The organism is Rossellomorea sp. YZS02, from assembly GCF_033963925.1.
Taxonomy (GTDB): Bacteria; Bacillota; Bacilli; order Bacillales; family Bacillaceae_B; genus Rossellomorea.
The window spans coordinates 83,122-99,368 of record NZ_JAXBLY010000016.1; the positions used below are offsets into that span (position 1 = coordinate 83,122).

Genomic DNA, 16,247 nt, shown 5'->3' on the forward strand with positions numbered 1-16,247 from the left:
TTTTCACCTCCTTGTTGAATATAGATTGTGTCAAAACACATGGCTTCATACAAGGAAATTCGTTGGTAAATTATCCTAAATTTTTAGAGTAATTCGTCAAAGGTTTTTTCTGACTCTGAACCGGTGGAACCATCGATTGTGATCGTTTCTGTACCGTCTACAGCCTCTTTGAGAAGAGATTCAAAATCAACAAAGCTTTCATAATACTCCACTTTTTCCTTTTTCGGTCTCGTTTTTGGAGCCGGCGGCGTGAAAATGGTACAGCAATCCTCATATGGAAGGATGGAAATGTCATGGGTATCGATTCTTTGGGCGATATCGATGATTTCAAGCTTGTCCATTGCGATTAATGGACGTAGCACAGGTGTGTTCGTAACTGCATTGATCGCTTCCATGCTCTCGAGGGTCTGGCTTGCCACCTGACCGAGGCTTTCGCCTGTGATGAGGGCACGTCCTTCATGCTTCTCACGAATCGCGTCTGCAATCCGCAACATCATTCGTCTGGTAGAAGTCATCGTATAATTCTCAGGAACCTGATCATGGATCGTTTGCTGTACTTTCGTGAAAGGAACGATATGCAGCTTCACTTTTCCGCTGAAGGCAGACAGTTTCTTCGACAGATCGATGACCTTCTGTTTTGCCCGTTCACTTGTAAACGGCGGGCTGTGGAAATGGACGGCTTCGATTTCCACGCCCCGTTTCATTGTAAGATAACCTGCAACAGGGCTGTCGATTCCTCCTGAAAGCATGAGCATCGCTTTTCCGCTCGCTCCGACCGGCATCCCCGTGGAACCCTGATAAATTTCAGAGGAAAGGTAGACTCCCTCTTTTCGCACTTCTACATTCAGTTGGATATCTGGTTTTTTCACGTCGACCTTTAGTCCGTCCAGATTGCGGAGGATGTGGGATCCCACTTCATAATTCAGTTCATTCGTGTCCAGTTCAAACTTTTTATCCGCTCTGCGGGCAGAGACTTTAAAAGTCTTCCCAGGCGAAAAGCTCTTTTCCACGAGTGCCAGTCCCGCTTTCTTGATTTCCTCCATGTCTTGAGGGACCTTAACGACAGGGCTGAATGATTGGATTCCGAAGATCTTCTGGAGTCTCGGAATGATTTCTTCCCCATTCTCGTCCCCCAATTGAATATGAAGGCGGTCTCTGCTCGCTGAAACGGAAATCGTCGGGAAATCCTTCAATGCCTGCAGAATATTTTCACGGAGCTTGGCCGTGAACATTTTTCGGTTTCGTCCTTTGGTGGAAATTTCACCGTATCTTACTAGTATGCGATTATATTTCATCTTGATCTCCTCATTGTGTGTTGTAATAGATCTATTTCATTAGTGAGTAGCGTAATAAATTCTTGGCATTCTTCCATTGTATTATGGAACGATAGGCTGATCCGAACGGAATTGCTGGCAAGATTGTCGGGCACGCCCATGGATAAGAGGGTCTGGCTTGGCTTACTTTGCTTGGATGAACATGCGCTTGTCGTCGAGACGTACACCTCATGGCGGTCCAGGGAGTGTATGAGCACTTCTCCTTTAAAATCCTGAACAGAAAAATTCAAGATATGCGGAGCGTGATCCCTGATCGGGGTATGAACGGTCACACCTTCGATTTTCTCCAGCTCTCTCCTCAGGAATACTTGGTTTTCTTCCATTATAGCCAACTTCTGTCTGCTGTCTTCCATGTGCATCCGGAGTGCCTTCGCAAACGAAACGATTCCTCCTGTGTTTTCCGTCCCACTCCTGAGGTTCCCTTCTTGCTCACCGCCCGAAAGAAGAGGTGACAGTTCAAGTCCGTCCCTCACAAACAGCATGCCTGTTCCTTTGATGCCATGAATTTTATGGGCTGAAATGCTGCATAAATCGATGAGCTTTTCGTCGAGAATAAGGGGTACCTTCCCGCAAGCCTGAACGGCATCGACATGGAAGAGGATCTTCGGGTACTGTTGAAGGATCAACCCGATCTCCCTGATGGGCTGAACGCTCCCAATCTCATTATTCACACCCATGACCGAAACGAGGATCGTATCATCCTGTATGGCCTCCTTCACATCAGAGGGACGGACCTTCCCGTTAGCGTCCACATCGAGATACGTTGCACTGTACCCGAACGTTTCCAATTGCTTGAATGCATTAATAACGGAAGGGTGCTCGATTTTGGTCGTGATGATGTGTTTTCCTCTGTGACCGTATTGGAGAGCCGTCCCTTTGATCGCCAGGTTATTGGATTCTGTCCCGCCTGAGGTAAAGAATACCTCTTTTGTCTTTATTCCTAATAGGGAAGCGATTTGCTCCCTGGATTGCTGGATCAACTTTTCCACCCGTCCGCCAAATGAATGGATGGAGGATGGATTGGCGTAATAGCTTTCATTCACTTTCAGGAACGTGTCCAGTACTTCTTTATATGGTTTGGTTGTTGCACTATTATCAAAATAGATCAAAGTATCCACCTTCTTTTGAATGACACTGACTTTTTATATTCAATCACTAATCTTAACATAAATCATCCCTATCCCAAATGAATTTCATTTTGACGTAGGTATAAATTATAGTAGAAACATAATTCAACGAACGATTCACAAAAATTTTTTCATTTTCCAAAAATTATTATTGAAAAGTGACAGAATTTTTGCGAGAATCTAAAAGGAAATAAGAACATAAGTTATTTAAATATACTAAATTGTAAGACTATTTAGTTTTTCGACATTTTTCTACAAACTTATGATAAGATATTTTTTGCTTATGATAACGATTACAAACGGAGGGGTATATATGAACAAGAAAGCGCTATCATTCAGCCAGATCTTAACGATCGGACTAATGCTCTTCGCCCTATTTCTTGGAGCAGGAAATATGATTTTCCCGCCATTTCTGGGACAACAGGCCGGAGAACATGTCTGGATCGGGATCATCGGCTTTCTTATTACTGGAGTAGGTCTTCCTTTACTCGGCGTCATCGCCATCGCGAAATCCGGTGGGGACCTTCAAACCCTTGCGAATCGCGTACATCCATTATTCGGACTTATCTTTACTATTGTCATGTACCTTGCAATCGGACCTTTCTTCGGAATACCGCGTACCGGTACCGTCGCGTATGAAATTGGGGTCATCCCTTTCTTACCGGAAGAAGCAGCCAAATACGGAGCTCCATTACTTATTTATACCATCATTTTCTTTGGGCTCACAGCATGGCTTGCCATGAATCCATCGAAGCTCGTAGACAGAATCGGAAAAATATTAACACCATCCCTTATTTTGATCCTGACGATTTTAGTGGTCAAAAGCATCATCAGTCCGATGGGTGATTTCGGTACTCCACACGAAGCGTATCAGGACGGGCCATTATTCAAAGGGTTCATTGAAGGATATCTTACGATGGACACGATCGCAGCCCTTGTGTTCGGAATTGTAGTCATCAATTCCATTAAAGACCGTGGCATCACCAGTAAATCCAGTCTGACCCGGATCACGATCATCGCTGGGTTCATCGCCGCTGCCGGACTTGCCCTTGTTTATTTATCCTTAAGCTATATAGGAGCAAGCAGCACGGATTCCATCGGTGCCCAGGCAAATGGTGGAGCGATCCTTTCAGCTGCAGCAAGCCATCTATTCGGATCAATGGGGACGATCATCCTTGGTCTTGCGATTACGTTTGCATGTATTACAACATCCGTCGGACTCGTTTCTGCGTGCTCTCAGTATTTTGCAAAGATCCTGCCCGTATCTTATCCGAAACTCGTGATCATCATCTCTGTTTTCAGTATGATCATTGCCAACATCGGATTGACTCAGTTGATTGCTGTATCTTTACCTGTACTGATTTTCATTTATCCATTGGCCATTGTACTAATTCTTCTATCATTCATGCACAATGGATTTAACGGCTATTCTCTCGTGTATGTGGGAGCCCTGATTCCAACCGGATTGATCAGTTTGATTGATGGAATCAAAACAGCAGGCGTTGATGTAACAGCTGTCAGTCAATCCCTTGAATTCCTTCCGTTCTACACTCAAGGAATCGGCTGGCTCGTTCCGGCAATGATCGGTGCGATCATCGGATTCGTCATTGCCGCACTTGCAGGACAAACGAAACGGATCATTGAAGCAAGTTAACACATATACAAAAAAAGGACTGATGCAGAGTGGCATCAGTCCTTTTTATTATTTTCCTTCAAGGTCCATCATTTTCTCGATTTTCTTCAGTGCGCCCGGTTCAACTTTCTCGATGGTAGTGGCCGCTTCTTCCAATGCTTTGCGGTAATCATATTGACGGAAGGCTTCTTCAGCCGTCCTCAAACCTTCACGTACGGAGTTGTATTTGCTGCGGTAGCGGTTTCCGTATTGAATGATCTTCTCCGATAGTACCACATTCTCGATCAGGTCCCCCGTTTTCGTATAAAAATGGTCCACGGTATCTTCCGCACCTAACAGCGTCTCCTGAATGAACTTCATGTTCAAAGGTTTTTCCGTAAGGCTCGCGTTCACCTGCTCGATCTTCCGGTGTACTTCGTCAAGAAGATCTTTGTAATCCGCCGGTAGTCCAGGTACATTGCTCTTTGAGATCATCCGGCTAGCTTCAGCAACCTTCTTCTTAAGCTCCTGGATTTTTTCCCTGGTAGCCAGTTCATCTTTCCGGAGGTTCTGCAGATAGAGGGAGAACTCGCTCTGCTGTTGATTCAGTTCTTCAAGCCCATTTCTGATTTCCTTCAGTTCATCACTTAAATTAGAAAAAGCAGTTGCATTCGTTTCTTCCTTATTCATGAGCATCTCGTGGCGTTTTGAGAGCTGAATGATTTTCTTATCGATCTCGTTCGGAGTACTAAGGTCTGCATCATGAAGATGGTAACCTTGCTGCACAATACTTAATTCCGATTGAATATCATCATTATCTTCCTTGGCCTTGATCAGCCCCTCAGTCGTTTGATCCCTGTACTGCTGGACAAAATGCTTCGCATGGACTTCTTTTTCCAATAAATCATAAAGGTTCTCAACCTTCACCTTGATTTCCTGAATACCTGCTTCCACTTCTTCAACCTTAAGCTCTTCCAGATTCTTATTGAAATTCAGGAGGGTTTCCTTTAAGGTGGCGACTTCTTTATCCACTTCGATATGGTCCAGCGTATATCCCTGTTCCTTCATCTCGGTGTAGCCCGCTTCAAGTTCTGATAATTGGGAAGGCAACACGTTTTCACAATCTGTGATCAGCTTCGGCACCGTCTCCATTTTGTAGGAAACCTCTTTCATTTCCTCCGCAAGGCTAAGCACGATTTCCCGTGCATCAAGATAATTTCCCTGTTCAGTCAGTTCATTGAATTGATTGATTTGTTCAGAAAGCTTATCGAGGACATTTTCTATGTGCTTAGCGGTTTGACCGTATGTATGACGATAGGCGAGGAGCTGCTTCTTACTGTTTCGATACTCTTCCTGAAGAGCCTGTATTTCTTCACGGTTCTTCTCTTCACTGCCGACCAGTTCATTCAATTCTTTCAGGATCTGTTCGATCTTCTCTTCTGTTTGAGTCAGAACTTGATCAATTCTTGCCAGGACCTCTTTGGTTTTATTAAAGCGAAATTTATCGGTGTACTCTTCTGCATCGAATAGTAGTTCTTCAACATCAGGAAGCTGCACCGCAACAATCTCATCCCATCCCTGTCTCCAGCCGTCAAACAATTCTTCTGTCTGACCCGTCATATTCAGTTGTTTCACTCTGGAAAGCTCGTCTGAAACCGGTTTGTTCATGATATCGATTTTCCAGGCTTCATACCGATCAATTTCAGCGTAATATTTCTTTCTAGAGATAAATCCGATTAGGAATACGATTAAGATAAGTATTATTCCAGCGATGACGTATTGCATCTTAAGCCCCCTGTTCAACTATTCAGTTAGACATCTATATGAATGTGAATGTTTCATTACTAATTTGTCATTGTTATAATGATACCATGTTAACGACATTTTTTGACTATTAATTTCTAATTTTTCAGTGATAAAACGTCAATTTTAGCAAAAATAGTGGGAAATGGATAGGATTGTTGGTTTGTTTGTGAGATAGACTAGTGTTTAACTTTGATAATATGGGTGAGTGCTGGTTGATTTCCGCTCCAGGTGCTCGCTTTCCGCGGGGCGTGAGTTGAGCCTCCTCGGGCTTTGCCCTGTGGGGTCTCAACTTTCACGCGTTTCCCGCAGGAGTCGAGCACCTTCCGCTTCAATCAACTTATTAGTTTCAAATTACTAGTCTTACTAGGGACTACAAATCTTACCTTTTTTACTTTCCTTATAAAATTCACTTAATTTCAGTTCATTCTCTATCAGCACAAATGATTATTAGAGTAAAAGGAAGTGAAACGTCATGACAAAAATAGATGGACATGTTCATACGCCGTTTTGTCCGCATGGTAGTAGGGATTCGTTTGAGATGTATGTGGAGAGGGCGGTTGCTCTTGATTATAGTGCTATAACGTTTACGGAGCATGCTCCGCTGCCTGAAGGGTTCTCGGATACGACGCCTGATCAGGATAGTGGGATGGATCCATCTCATCTTCCGGAGTACTTTGATACGTTGGACATCCTGAAGGAGAAGTATAACGGTCGAATCCTCATCCGTTCGGGTCTTGAGGTTGATTATATTGAAGGATTTGAAAATGAAACAAAGGCATTCCTTACAACTTACGGACCGCGGATGGATGACAGTATTCTTTCTGTTCATTTCCTTCAGCATGACGGAAAGTGGGATTGTCTGGACTTCAGTCCCGATGTGTTCGGGGCGATGATCGATTATTACGGTTCAGTGGATGCGGTTTATGGGCGGTATTATGAAACATTATTGAAATCGATCAGGGCTGATCTTGGTGTTTATAAACCGAAGAGGATCGGGCACATTACGTTGGTAAAGAAATTTCAGAAGCTGTTTCCTGCCTCCCATTCGTTCTCAAATGAACTATCGACCATCCTCCGGGAAATGGCCGATAGAAATCTCGAGCTTGATTATAACGGGGCGGGATTTGTTAAGCCGCATTGCGGTGAGTCCTACCCTCCGCTGGATATCGTGAAAGAGGCCCGGGCGTTGGGGATCAAAACCGTCTATGGATCTGATGCCCACACGGCTGAAGGCCTTGATCAGGGACGGACCTTGATGGATATCTAAAAGAGAAAGAACTCTTCTTCATCCGGAGAAGAGTTCTTTCTTTTTAGATGATAAGCTCTTTCTTCATGACCTCTTTCGCTTCTGAGACAAGGAGGAGGTCGATCCATTGATCGATGTTCTTATAATATTGATCGATGAAGTAGTATTCCTGCGGGAACATTTGCCACACTTCCCTTAACTGCTGGCTGTGTAGAAACGGCATGGTCAGCATGGATTTAAGCTGGATCACCAGGAAGCTCACGGGCTGTTTCTTCAAGGCATGGTCCTTCATTCCCTGTTCAAATAGACGCTTCATATAGTGCCTTTCTTTCATTAAATAGGAGGAAATGATTTCACGGACCACCTGTGAATCGATGGAAACTTCCCTCCAGATGAAACGGGCCAGTTGATGATTGTCACTTTGGAATTTCAATATTTTATAAACCGCCCGCTTCAGGCAGAGATCCGCACTGACATAGTTCAGTGCTTCCACCTCTTCCTGGAGAAAGCGTAAATATGGCTCGAAGAAATGGGTGAAGCATGCTTCCAATACACCCTGTTTTCCCTTGAAATAATAGGAGATGGTCGCAGGATTTACGTTCGCCCTCTTTGCAATGTCCCTGACGGACGTCCCATCGAAACCATGATCATAGAAAAGGTACACAGCTGCTTTAAAAATGGACTCTTTCGTCGACTTGGAGGTATCTAGTTTTTTCATATTTCCCCTTCTTTCACAAATAATAGGCGAATGAAAAAAACAGTGGCGAGTAGTATTGTATAAAACTTCATCAGAAAAAAACGAAATCATTGAAGGTTATGAAGAAATATGCTAAAAATGGTTCAATAGATGTTTCTATTATAAATTGTTTACACTAAGAATTCGTGTTTTCGTATGGATTTCCTTTAAGTATTTCTCGACAGGATTTGTCGCCTGGAGGCTATTCGGGAACACTTAGACATGAAATAACGCAAAATATGTAGAATTGGGGGAGTTTATGATGTTTCAAGTAGAAAAATATCAAGGTACAAAGGAACAGGGCTTTGGTCTTGTCACAAAACAGTTAAAGGCTTTGTTAGAAGGTGAGCCGAATCAGATCGCGAACTTGAGCAATGCTTCCGCCCTTCTGAACCAATTCATGGATCGCATCAACTGGGTAGGGTTCTATTTATATGAAGAAGATAGCAATCAACTCGTACTCGGACCCTTCCAGGGACTTCCTGCTTGTGTCAGGATTCCTTTAGGAAGAGGCGTTTGCGGTACGGCTGCAAGTGATCAGAAAACGCTTAGGATCGAGGATGTCCATCAATTCCCTGGACATATTGCCTGCGACGCTGCTTCACAATCCGAAATCGTCATTCCTCTCGTAAAAGACGGGAAACTGATTGGCGTCCTGGATATCGATAGTCCGGAAAAAGCAAGATTCGATGAAGAAGATCAGAAATATTTGGAAATATTTACAGAAGAGCTTTTAAGACATCTTTAATACTGTATAATAGGTAGAAAGCCCTGTCGGGAAGATGATATTTCCTTCAGGGCTTTTTTTGTGCTGGAAGAATTTCGGGCACTTGTTAAAAAGTTCACGTTTCTCTTCCCCCTTTAAAGGGAAAAGAGTAAGGAACATGAGAACGTAATATAGTGAAATCCCATACAATATTCAGATTGGAGTACAGGTAAAAAGAGGTGTACTATGCGAGCTAAGAAAAAAGACTTACCCTATTTATTATGTTTGCTGGTGATGCCGGCATTAGGCTTTATATACACGCTATTGAATACCGATACCCGTGAAGCGGTCATCTTATCTACACAACTGGATGAATGGATCCCGTTCGTGCCAGTGTTCATTGTGCCCTATATTTTATGGTACGCCTTTATTTTAGGATACCTTTTTTATTTCTGGTACAAAGATGTCCCGACGTTCCTGAAAACCCTTGGCATCATTGTCATCGGTGAAGTCGTCTGTTTTGTCATCTATTTTTATTTTCAAACCACGGTTCCACGGCCCGAGCTTACCGGAAGCGGGACCTTCGTAGATCTGGTGGGGATGATCTACAGTCATGATCAGCCTTACAATGCTTTCCCAAGCATCCATGTCTTAACGACATTTGCCATCATTCTAGGCAATTTCAATATTAAAGATAAACACTTGTTTCACTCTGCCTTTGTGCCGGTCATGGGCTCATTGATCATTGTATCGACCCTTTTCGTCAAACAACATTTCGTCCTCGACATGGTCAGCTCGATTTTCTTGACCACTTTCATTTACGGCATCATGTTTGAGCTGTACGGTGTAGGAGCAAAGAAATCAGAGCAGGCTTATTTAGAAGATTAACCAAAAAAAGGAAGGAACCCACTTGATGGGTCCCTTCCTTTTTGATATCAGCCAAGTCTATTCTATTTTAATATAAAACTCTTCCACATAGGGATTTTCTGGCTGCTGGACTTTTTCAAATACCGGATGGGTAATGACCGGCATTTTTCGACCGTTGAAATCCACCGCATCGATGATTCCACTTACATTCACCCATGTATCAGGTTCCAGATCCGCCATGTCCTTGTCCTGGACCAATAATCCGTAAACGGATGCATCGGCGACACAGCAGGATACAACGTATCTTGATATGACCGCCTGATTCTCCTCAAAGCCTTCATCTTTATAAATGAATCCTGTCAGTTGCACTTCTTTTCCAACATACTGATCGAGTTTTTCATCCACGATACTGAGGGTTTGAACATATTGTTCATCCCGTACGATGATTTTTTCTTTGCTCGCGACAATGTCTTTGAGCTTTTCGAAGTCTTTCTCGACAGGGAAGTCTTCATATGAATCCAGGGTTGGCTGCAAACCTTGCTTGGAATCCTGATTCGGCTCCCCGGTATTTTCCTTTTGATCACCAATGGCAGGAGGAGTGGAAAACATCGTATTCCCGATCTTCACGCCTCTCTTTGCCGCAGCGGCACTGTCCAGGACATTATCAGGCAGCAGGAACCCGAGAACGACAGGGAAGACAAACAGCGTGTAAATCATGAGGGACTTCACCGCCCCCCTCGGCAGCTCGTGTCCCTCACAATCACATGAATGACTTTTCATATTGGAAGATGTTCCACGAATAATCTGAATGGCCCCCAGCAACAGGAACACCCCTAACGCAAAATACAGATATCCATTCATTTTAGGGGCTATGAAGTATTGAAGATTAAAGGTCAAAAACAACTTAAGTAAAAGTAATGCATAACCCAGCAGGATGATTCCCCTTATATACGTATGAAATCGAACGGATGAATTCACAGTACGATCCCTCCTTATAACCAAAATTGAGTAACCATTATACAGAGATAAACGGTAACGGTGACGACTGCCATAAATAATAAGACAAAGCGCTTCTTAAAATAGGCAAGCATCAATAAAGTATTCTTGAAATCGATCATCGGACCGTATACAAGAAACGCAAGAAGGGACGTCGTTGAGAACAGGTTGCCGAATGAAGATGCAACGAACGCATCTGCTTCGGAGCATAGGGACATAATGTACGCAAACCCCATCATGACTCCAGGTCCTGCCCAATCGTTCGATCCCAATGCTACAATGGCTTCACGATCGATATATGTTTGAAACACGGCTGCTAACAATGCACCGATGATGAGGAATTTCCCCATATCAAAAAATTCATCACTGGCATGAACCAGTGTTTGCATCAGCTTATTCGATGAATGATCATGGGCGTGATGATGTTCGTGATCGTGACTCCTTTGCTTAAGGGGATTCTGCCTGCCAAACAGCTTGTACAATAACGCGCCAATGATCAGCGCTGCAATGAACGCAATCACCATTCTCCCTATGACGACGGAAAGGTCATTTTGAAACGCATAGTAGGTCGAAAGCAAGACAATCGGATTCAGAATCGGGGCTGTCACCATAATGACGATGGCCAGGTGTGTCGGCATCCCTTTCTTTATCAACCTCCTGGCCACGGGTACGATGGCACACTCACAAACCGGGAGCAATGCACCTACAAAGGCGGCAGGCAGCAACGCCAGATAAGGGAACCTCTTCGGAACCAGCCTCTGCAATAAACTCTCCGATACAAATACCTGTATGAGTGCAGATGCAAATACGCCAATTAAGATAAACGGGATGGCTTCTAATAGGATGCTTAGGAATATCGTGGTGACATTCACCAGAGAACTTCCGAACACGTCATCCGGTACCCATGCTTTTATAAATTCACCGGCTAAAAACAATCCGATGATCAATATAAATAGAAAAAGACCAGTCAGGTCCTGTCCTACTTTTTTCAATTCATTCAATTAATTGATCCTCCTCTCCGATTAAAGCGTAACGATTACGTTTTGTATTATACACTAAATATATTCTTTTTTGTTAGATATATTACATGAAATTTATACTATTAATCAGGAGGCGGGGTTGTAAGTAATTGAGATAGAATCGAGTTCCCTGACATGTTTTAAACTAACTGATCTTGTAGTATTTTCATTTACTTGCAATTGTCTTGAATTTGGCACTTTGGAAAGAGAAGATTATCATGATCCCTCCCAGAACAGCACACATTCCATACATAAAAGAATAAGAAGACAAATCGGCAAGTGGCCCCATCAACACCCCGCCAAGAGAAACTCCTAAGTCGGCAGTAGCAATGAAAAGCCCCAAAAGGACATTCCGTTCTACTTTCGGAAGGACAAAGGACAAATACGTGGTAAGCGTTGGGTATATGAGCGCCTGTGCCATTCCGATCCCAACAGCCCCAACATAGAATGGAACGCTCCCGAACGTCTGGGAAGAGCTGATGCACAGTACAGACATTGCGAGAAGAAGCATGGTTCCCATCACAAAGGGGGAATGCCACTTTCCATCAGAAGGAATATATTTCCTAAAGGTGAACCGTGCAAACACAACGGTTGCTGCCTGAAGCATCAGGAAGACACCGGCACTTCCACTCTTCATTTGTAATGCATATAAAGGGATAAAGGTAGTTATTGCCCCAAATATGATGGAAGAACCAAGCATTATAACGCTACATTTAAACAGAAAAGGGTTTTTCACCAGTTGAGTGAAAGAGGCGAGCATCTTCCCTCCTTTCTCATTTTTTTCAGGTAAAGGTTCCGTTTCGTTCGTTTCCAGCTTTGCCGTGTATCCAAATAGACCTGTCACAACAGCAAGTCCAATCATGACATATCCGAAAGAATCCATTCCTTCCTGCCAAATTCCAATAGCTAATAGAGGTCCGAGGATACCCGGGATATAAGAGAATAATGAATAAAGCGAGATGCCTTGCGACCTGTCTTTTTCCGGCAGCGCATCCATAATCCCGATCTGCATGGCCATGGAAAAGAAGGCCGTCGCCACACCTTGCAGCATCCGGGCCAGAAGATAGCCTCCGAGTCCCGAAACGACGTATAGGGCAAGTGCGAGACCGTTCAACACCAGGATGATGCGCAAGATCCGGGTCGGCCCATGCTTTTGAATGATGTGACCTGCCCAAGGCCGGAAGAACATCGTCGTAAATAGATACGCCCCCATCACAAGTCCGATTGTTGTGTTGCTCGCTCCCCATTCTTTTCCCTGAAGGGGTATGAGCACATTCAGGATTGCATTGGCACTGAAATAACAAAGGACTACCACATATAGTCGTAAGAATGGCCACGATAATGCTCCATGCACTGTCTTTTTCCTCCTTGTGTTCTTGATGATGTTTCTTAACGCTAAAACGTCACTAACGCACGCAAAAGCTGTTTTGAGTAAGTAGATTGCACCGCCTTCAAGTCTTCCGTTTCCACCAATTCTTCCACCTTACCTTGACGAAAGATGAGAATTCGATCACAGATATAAGCAGCAGCCTGTATATCATGGGTAATGAACACATAAGACATCCGATGTGTTTCTTTTAGCCTCCTTAACAGTTTCAATATCTGTAATTGAATCGATACATCAAGGGAACTGATGGCTTCATCAAAAAGGATGCAATCTGGCTCTGTAGAAATTGCCCTTGCGATGCACACTCTTTGAATCTCTCCACCAGACAATTCATGAGGATATTTATGCTTATATGTATGGGGCAAACCAACTTCCTTAAGAAGTCCGTCGACCTTTTTAGCTTTCTCATTCACTGACTTCTTCTGCAATTCGAGAGGCTCAAGAATTGCCTGCTCCACTGTGAAAAATGGATTGATTGAAGATTTATAATCCTGGAAAACCGCGCTGATCTTCCCGATTCGTTGTTTCTTCTGTGCGATGTCCAGACCATCGATGGTGATGGTACCACTGTCCGTCCTCTCAATTCCGATCAGCAACCTCCCCAATGTCGATTTGCCGCTTCCACTTTCCCCGATGATGCCCAGGCATTCTCCACGTCTTACTTCAAAACTGACATCTGTCAGGACCTGCTTTCTCTCTTTCGAGAACATGCCCCCACGTTGATATGATTTATTTACAAGATGTGCATTCAGCATATTATTGGCTCCCCATCTGTCTGTTAAATTGAAGGCTCAATGCTTCCCGGGTGGAAACCAGGTATTTTGTATACTCCTCTTTTGGCTCATTGAAAATCGATTGAACCTTCCCTCTTTCAATGATCATGCCATCCTTCATCACCAATAATTCATCCGCTAGATGACGGACCACGCCCAGATCATGAGACACGAAGATCATGGAGCACCCCATCCTATCCCGTAATCCGATCAACTGGTTCACCACTTCATACTGTGTGATGGTATCAAGGGCGGTCGTCGGTTCATCCGCAATGATGAGGTCAGGCTCCAAGATAAGTGCCAAAGCAATCATGATTCTCTGGAGCATCCCCCCCGATAATTGATGAGGGTATTTGTTCAGCACTTCAACAGCATCCTTAATCAAGACGCTTTCAATGGCAAGTTTCAGCTTTTGATCCGTCTCAAGTCTCGACCAGTTATAATGTTCCGCTGCCGCCTGACGAAGATGAACCCCTATGACACGTGATGGATCAAAGGCGGTCATCCCATTTTGCATAATCATATACATCTGTTTGCCACGCTTCTTCCTCATCGCTCTTTTTGATATCGTCAGGAGTTCCTCTCCATTAAATCGGACAGTCCCGGTCGAATTCAGCCATGGGTGATTCAGTCTCATCAAAGCTCGGCATGTAAGGGATTTACCACTTCCGCTTTCCCCGACGATGGCGAGTGTTTCCCCTTTTTTCACGTTGAAAGTACTATCCTTTACAATCAATTTTTCCGTCTTTTTATCAACGATGGATAGATTATTTACCTCTAGAATATTCATTTGGTTTCAGCCACCTCATTTCTTGAACCGGTGTTATAAAACGATTGAATTTTCTTCTTACGAATACTTGCGCCACTGCTCCTTGGGTCTAACGCAACTTGCAGGGAATCCGAAAGAAAATTAAAGGCCATCACAATGATGATGATGGCAACACCGGGTGCAAGCAGAAGTTCCGGCCGTGTAAACATGACAGAGCGGGCTTCATTCAGCATCATCCCCCACTCCGCAGTTGGTGCCTGGACTCCCAATCCAAGAAAGGAAAATCCTGAAATTTGCAAGATCATTGATGATATCGAACTGCTAGAGATAACCGCAATATCAGCAAACGTCACAGGTACGATATGCTTAAGCATAATCCTGCCGTGTCCCACCCCGATGGCTCTTGCATACCTCACATAATCGGATTCTGCAAATTGTCGGACCGAAGTACGGATAACACGCCCGAACCAAGCCCACTTTGTCACAATAAAAGCAATGAGTATATTCTCAAGGCCGACCCCTAATACCCCGATGATGGCAAGGGCCATGACATATCCAGGGAAGGACAGCATAATATCGCAGATTCTCATTAGAAGTGCATCCACTTTCCCCCCGAAATAGCCTGACAGGAAGCCGACAATCGCCCCAATCAATACGGAGATGCCCAGTGCAAGCAAGACCCACAAGACACTTGGCTGGATACCGAATAGGATTCTCGATAAGATGCATCGGCCCAGATGATCATTCCCTAACAGATAATCCCAGGAAGGGCTTGCATAACGCAAACTCATATTAATCTCCGCAGGATCATGTGGGGCAATGAATGGAGCAAAAAAACCGCAAAGGAGGGTCAGTAGAATGACGATCAACGATACCACTGCCAGCTTATCATGACGTACATTCGATAATTGTCTCATTTAATGATCATTCCTTACTTTTGGATTCACGGCGGCATTCAAAATATCGGAAATGGCATTGAACATCACGAATGAAACTGCCACAATCAATACATACGCCTGAACAACAGGAAAGTCCCTGCTCACAATGGAGCGTATGCTCAAACTCCCTACCCCCGGCCATGCAAACACGCTTTCTACAACAACTGTACTCCCCAAAATGATTGGGACCGCCATACAGAAGACTGAAATAGCGACTTGCAGGGAGTTACGTATAATACGGACAGTGACATGCCATTCTTTCAAACCGCAAGCCCGCGCATAGAGCACATAATCTTCACTTAATTGACCAAGCATCGAGCTTCTGACCACCCGGAAGTATATTCCTGCATAACTGATCGTAATCACCAGGACGGGTAAAATATAACTTGTAATGGAGTCCATTCCGTTTGTCGGAAAAAGATCAAGTTTCACGGAAAAATACCATATCAACAAAGATGCCAGTAAATAAGAAGGCATCGCCGTCAAGAAAAACGATACCCCCCTGACGAACTGATCCACCGCTTTGTCCTGCTGTAATGCAGAAATGACTCCAAGGAGAACCGACAGGATCATGACTGATACAGAGGAAATCAGTGTCAACTTTACAGTGTTGATCAAAGCAGGGCCGAGAAGCAACCATACCGGCTGTCCCGTCACAAAGGAGGTGCCGAAGTCCAGACAGAGGCAGTCCATCAGCCAATTACCGTACTGTAGAAGTAACGGGCGATCAAATCCAAGCTCCTTCCTCGTTTCTTCTAATAATTCATCCGTCACGACAGGCACTCCCTGGGACTTGAGGACGACTTCAGCAGGATCCATTGGAGAGAGGCTCATCAACATAAACGTGATAAATGAAATAATGAATAGAATCGGAATGGATATCAATAGCCTTTTAATCATGTATCGAATCAAGACAATCCCCCTTTCGGAA

Annotated in this window: 15 protein-coding genes; 4 read left to right on the plus strand and 11 right to left on the minus strand. The window is 44.0% G+C overall.

Features of this window, described 5'->3' with window-relative positions; genetic code table 11:
* Positions 1-83 precede the first annotated feature (83 nt).
* Both thiI and SLH55_RS16095 read right to left on the minus strand, forming a co-directional pair.
* Entirely contained in the window at positions 84-1,295 is a 1,212-nt protein-coding gene (gene thiI / locus SLH55_RS16090; RefSeq protein WP_320323973.1) for a tRNA uracil 4-sulfurtransferase ThiI, read from the minus strand.
* Positions 1,292-2,443: a cysteine desulfurase family protein gene (locus SLH55_RS16095; protein WP_320323974.1), complete on the minus strand. Its 1,152-nt coding sequence runs from the start codon at positions 2,441-2,443 to the stop codon at positions 1,292-1,294. Before SLH55_RS16095 ends, thiI begins: the two co-directional genes overlap by 4 nt.
* Positions 2,444-2,774: 331 nt before the next feature.
* Here SLH55_RS16095 and brnQ point away from each other — a divergent pair, with 331 nt between their 5' ends.
* Entirely contained in the window at positions 2,775-4,115 is a 1,341-nt protein-coding gene (brnQ, locus tag SLH55_RS16100; protein WP_320323975.1) for a branched-chain amino acid transport system II carrier protein, read from the plus strand.
* Positions 4,116-4,163: 48 nt separating this feature from the next.
* Here the strand turns inward: brnQ and ezrA are convergent, their stop codons facing one another.
* Positions 4,164-5,858: a septation ring formation regulator EzrA gene (ezrA, locus tag SLH55_RS16105; RefSeq protein ID WP_320323976.1), complete on the minus strand. Its 1,695-nt coding sequence runs from the start codon at positions 5,856-5,858 to the stop codon at positions 4,164-4,166.
* Positions 5,859-6,351: 493 nt separating this feature from the next.
* On the opposite strand from ezrA, the gene hisJ reads away from it, so the two are divergent.
* Positions 6,352-7,146 carry a histidinol-phosphatase HisJ gene (gene hisJ / locus SLH55_RS16110; protein ID WP_320323977.1) on the plus strand — a complete coding sequence of 265 codons (795 nt, stop codon included), beginning with the start codon at positions 6,352-6,354 and terminating at the stop codon, positions 7,144-7,146.
* A gap of 43 nt (positions 7,147-7,189) precedes the next feature.
* Here the strand turns inward: hisJ and refZ are convergent, their stop codons facing one another.
* Positions 7,190-7,843, minus strand: a complete 654-nt coding sequence (gene refZ, locus SLH55_RS16115; protein ID WP_219166481.1) for a forespore capture DNA-binding protein RefZ — start codon at positions 7,841-7,843, stop codon at positions 7,190-7,192.
* A gap of 280 nt (positions 7,844-8,123) precedes the next feature.
* Here refZ and SLH55_RS16120 point away from each other — a divergent pair, with 280 nt between their 5' ends.
* Together SLH55_RS16120 and SLH55_RS16125 are read left to right on the plus strand one after the other, a co-directional pair.
* On the plus strand, positions 8,124-8,609 hold the full coding sequence (locus SLH55_RS16120; RefSeq protein WP_320323978.1) for a GAF domain-containing protein: 486 nt from the start codon (positions 8,124-8,126) through the stop codon (positions 8,607-8,609).
* A gap of 204 nt (positions 8,610-8,813) precedes the next feature.
* The gene (locus SLH55_RS16125; RefSeq protein WP_320323979.1) at positions 8,814-9,455 is read left to right on the plus strand and encodes a phosphatase PAP2 family protein; all 642 of its coding nucleotides are present in this window, start codon (positions 8,814-8,816) and stop codon (positions 9,453-9,455) included.
* 57 nt (positions 9,456-9,512) lie between these two features.
* Here the strand turns inward: SLH55_RS16125 and SLH55_RS16130 are convergent, their stop codons facing one another.
* From SLH55_RS16130 to opp1B, 7 genes are all read right to left on the minus strand, one after another.
* Entirely contained in the window at positions 9,513-10,412 is a 900-nt protein-coding gene (locus SLH55_RS16130) for a TIGR03943 family putative permease subunit (RefSeq protein ID WP_320323980.1), read from the minus strand.
* A 14-nt stretch (positions 10,413-10,426) separates the two neighbouring features.
* Positions 10,427-11,431: a permease gene (locus tag SLH55_RS16135; RefSeq protein WP_320323981.1), complete on the minus strand. Its 1,005-nt coding sequence runs from the start codon at positions 11,429-11,431 to the stop codon at positions 10,427-10,429.
* Positions 11,432-11,615: 184 nt separating this feature from the next.
* Positions 11,616-12,803, minus strand: coding sequence for a staphylopine family metallophore export MFS transporter CntE (cntE, locus tag SLH55_RS16140; RefSeq protein WP_320323982.1), 1,188 nt, complete (start codon positions 12,801-12,803; stop codon positions 11,616-11,618).
* 41 nt (positions 12,804-12,844) lie between these two features.
* Entirely contained in the window at positions 12,845-13,591 is a 747-nt protein-coding gene (locus tag SLH55_RS16145; protein ID WP_320323983.1) for an ABC transporter ATP-binding protein, read from the minus strand.
* Between the two features lies 1 nt (position 13,592).
* Entirely contained in the window at positions 13,593-14,399 is an 807-nt protein-coding gene (gene cntD / locus SLH55_RS16150) for a staphylopine uptake ABC transporter ATP-binding protein CntD (RefSeq protein WP_320323984.1), read from the minus strand.
* Positions 14,396-15,295, minus strand: coding sequence for a staphylopine uptake ABC transporter permease subunit CntC (cntC, locus tag SLH55_RS16155; protein WP_320323985.1), 900 nt, complete (start codon positions 15,293-15,295; stop codon positions 14,396-14,398). Before cntC ends, cntD begins: the two co-directional genes overlap by 4 nt.
* Positions 15,296-16,216 (minus strand): nickel/cobalt ABC transporter permease, encoded by a 921-nt coding sequence (opp1B, locus tag SLH55_RS16160; protein WP_413787103.1) that lies wholly within the window; start codon positions 16,214-16,216, stop codon positions 15,296-15,298.
* Between the last annotated feature and the right edge of the window lie 31 nt (positions 16,217-16,247).

Bases quoted from the DNA above. Each gene is read 5' to 3' on its own strand.
- thiI (WP_320323973.1), bottom strand. From the start codon at position 1,295: ATGAAATATAATCGCATACTAGTAAGATACGGTGAAATTTCCACCAAA.
- brnQ (WP_320323975.1), top strand. From the start codon at position 2,775: ATGAACAAGAAAGCGCTATCATTCAGCCAGATCTTAACGATCGGACTA.
- ezrA (WP_320323976.1), bottom strand. From the start codon at position 5,858: ATGCAATACGTCATCGCTGGAATAATACTTATCTTAATCGTATTCCTA.
- hisJ (WP_320323977.1), top strand. From the start codon at position 6,352: ATGACAAAAATAGATGGACATGTTCATACGCCGTTTTGTCCGCATGGT.
- refZ (WP_219166481.1), bottom strand. From the start codon at position 7,843: ATGAAAAAACTAGATACCTCCAAGTCGACGAAAGAGTCCATTTTTAAA.
- SLH55_RS16120 (WP_320323978.1), top strand. From the start codon at position 8,124: ATGTTTCAAGTAGAAAAATATCAAGGTACAAAGGAACAGGGCTTTGGT.
- SLH55_RS16125 (WP_320323979.1), top strand. From the start codon at position 8,814: ATGCGAGCTAAGAAAAAAGACTTACCCTATTTATTATGTTTGCTGGTG.
- SLH55_RS16145 (WP_320323983.1), bottom strand. From the start codon at position 13,591: ATGCTGAATGCACATCTTGTAAATAAATCATATCAACGTGGGGGCATG.
- cntD (WP_320323984.1), bottom strand. From the start codon at position 14,399: ATGAATATTCTAGAGGTAAATAATCTATCCATCGTTGATAAAAAGACG.
- cntC (WP_320323985.1), bottom strand. From the start codon at position 15,295: ATGAGACAATTATCGAATGTACGTCATGATAAGCTGGCAGTGGTATCG.
- opp1B (WP_413787103.1), bottom strand. From the start codon at position 16,216: ATGATTAAAAGGCTATTGATATCCATTCCGATTCTATTCATTATTTCA.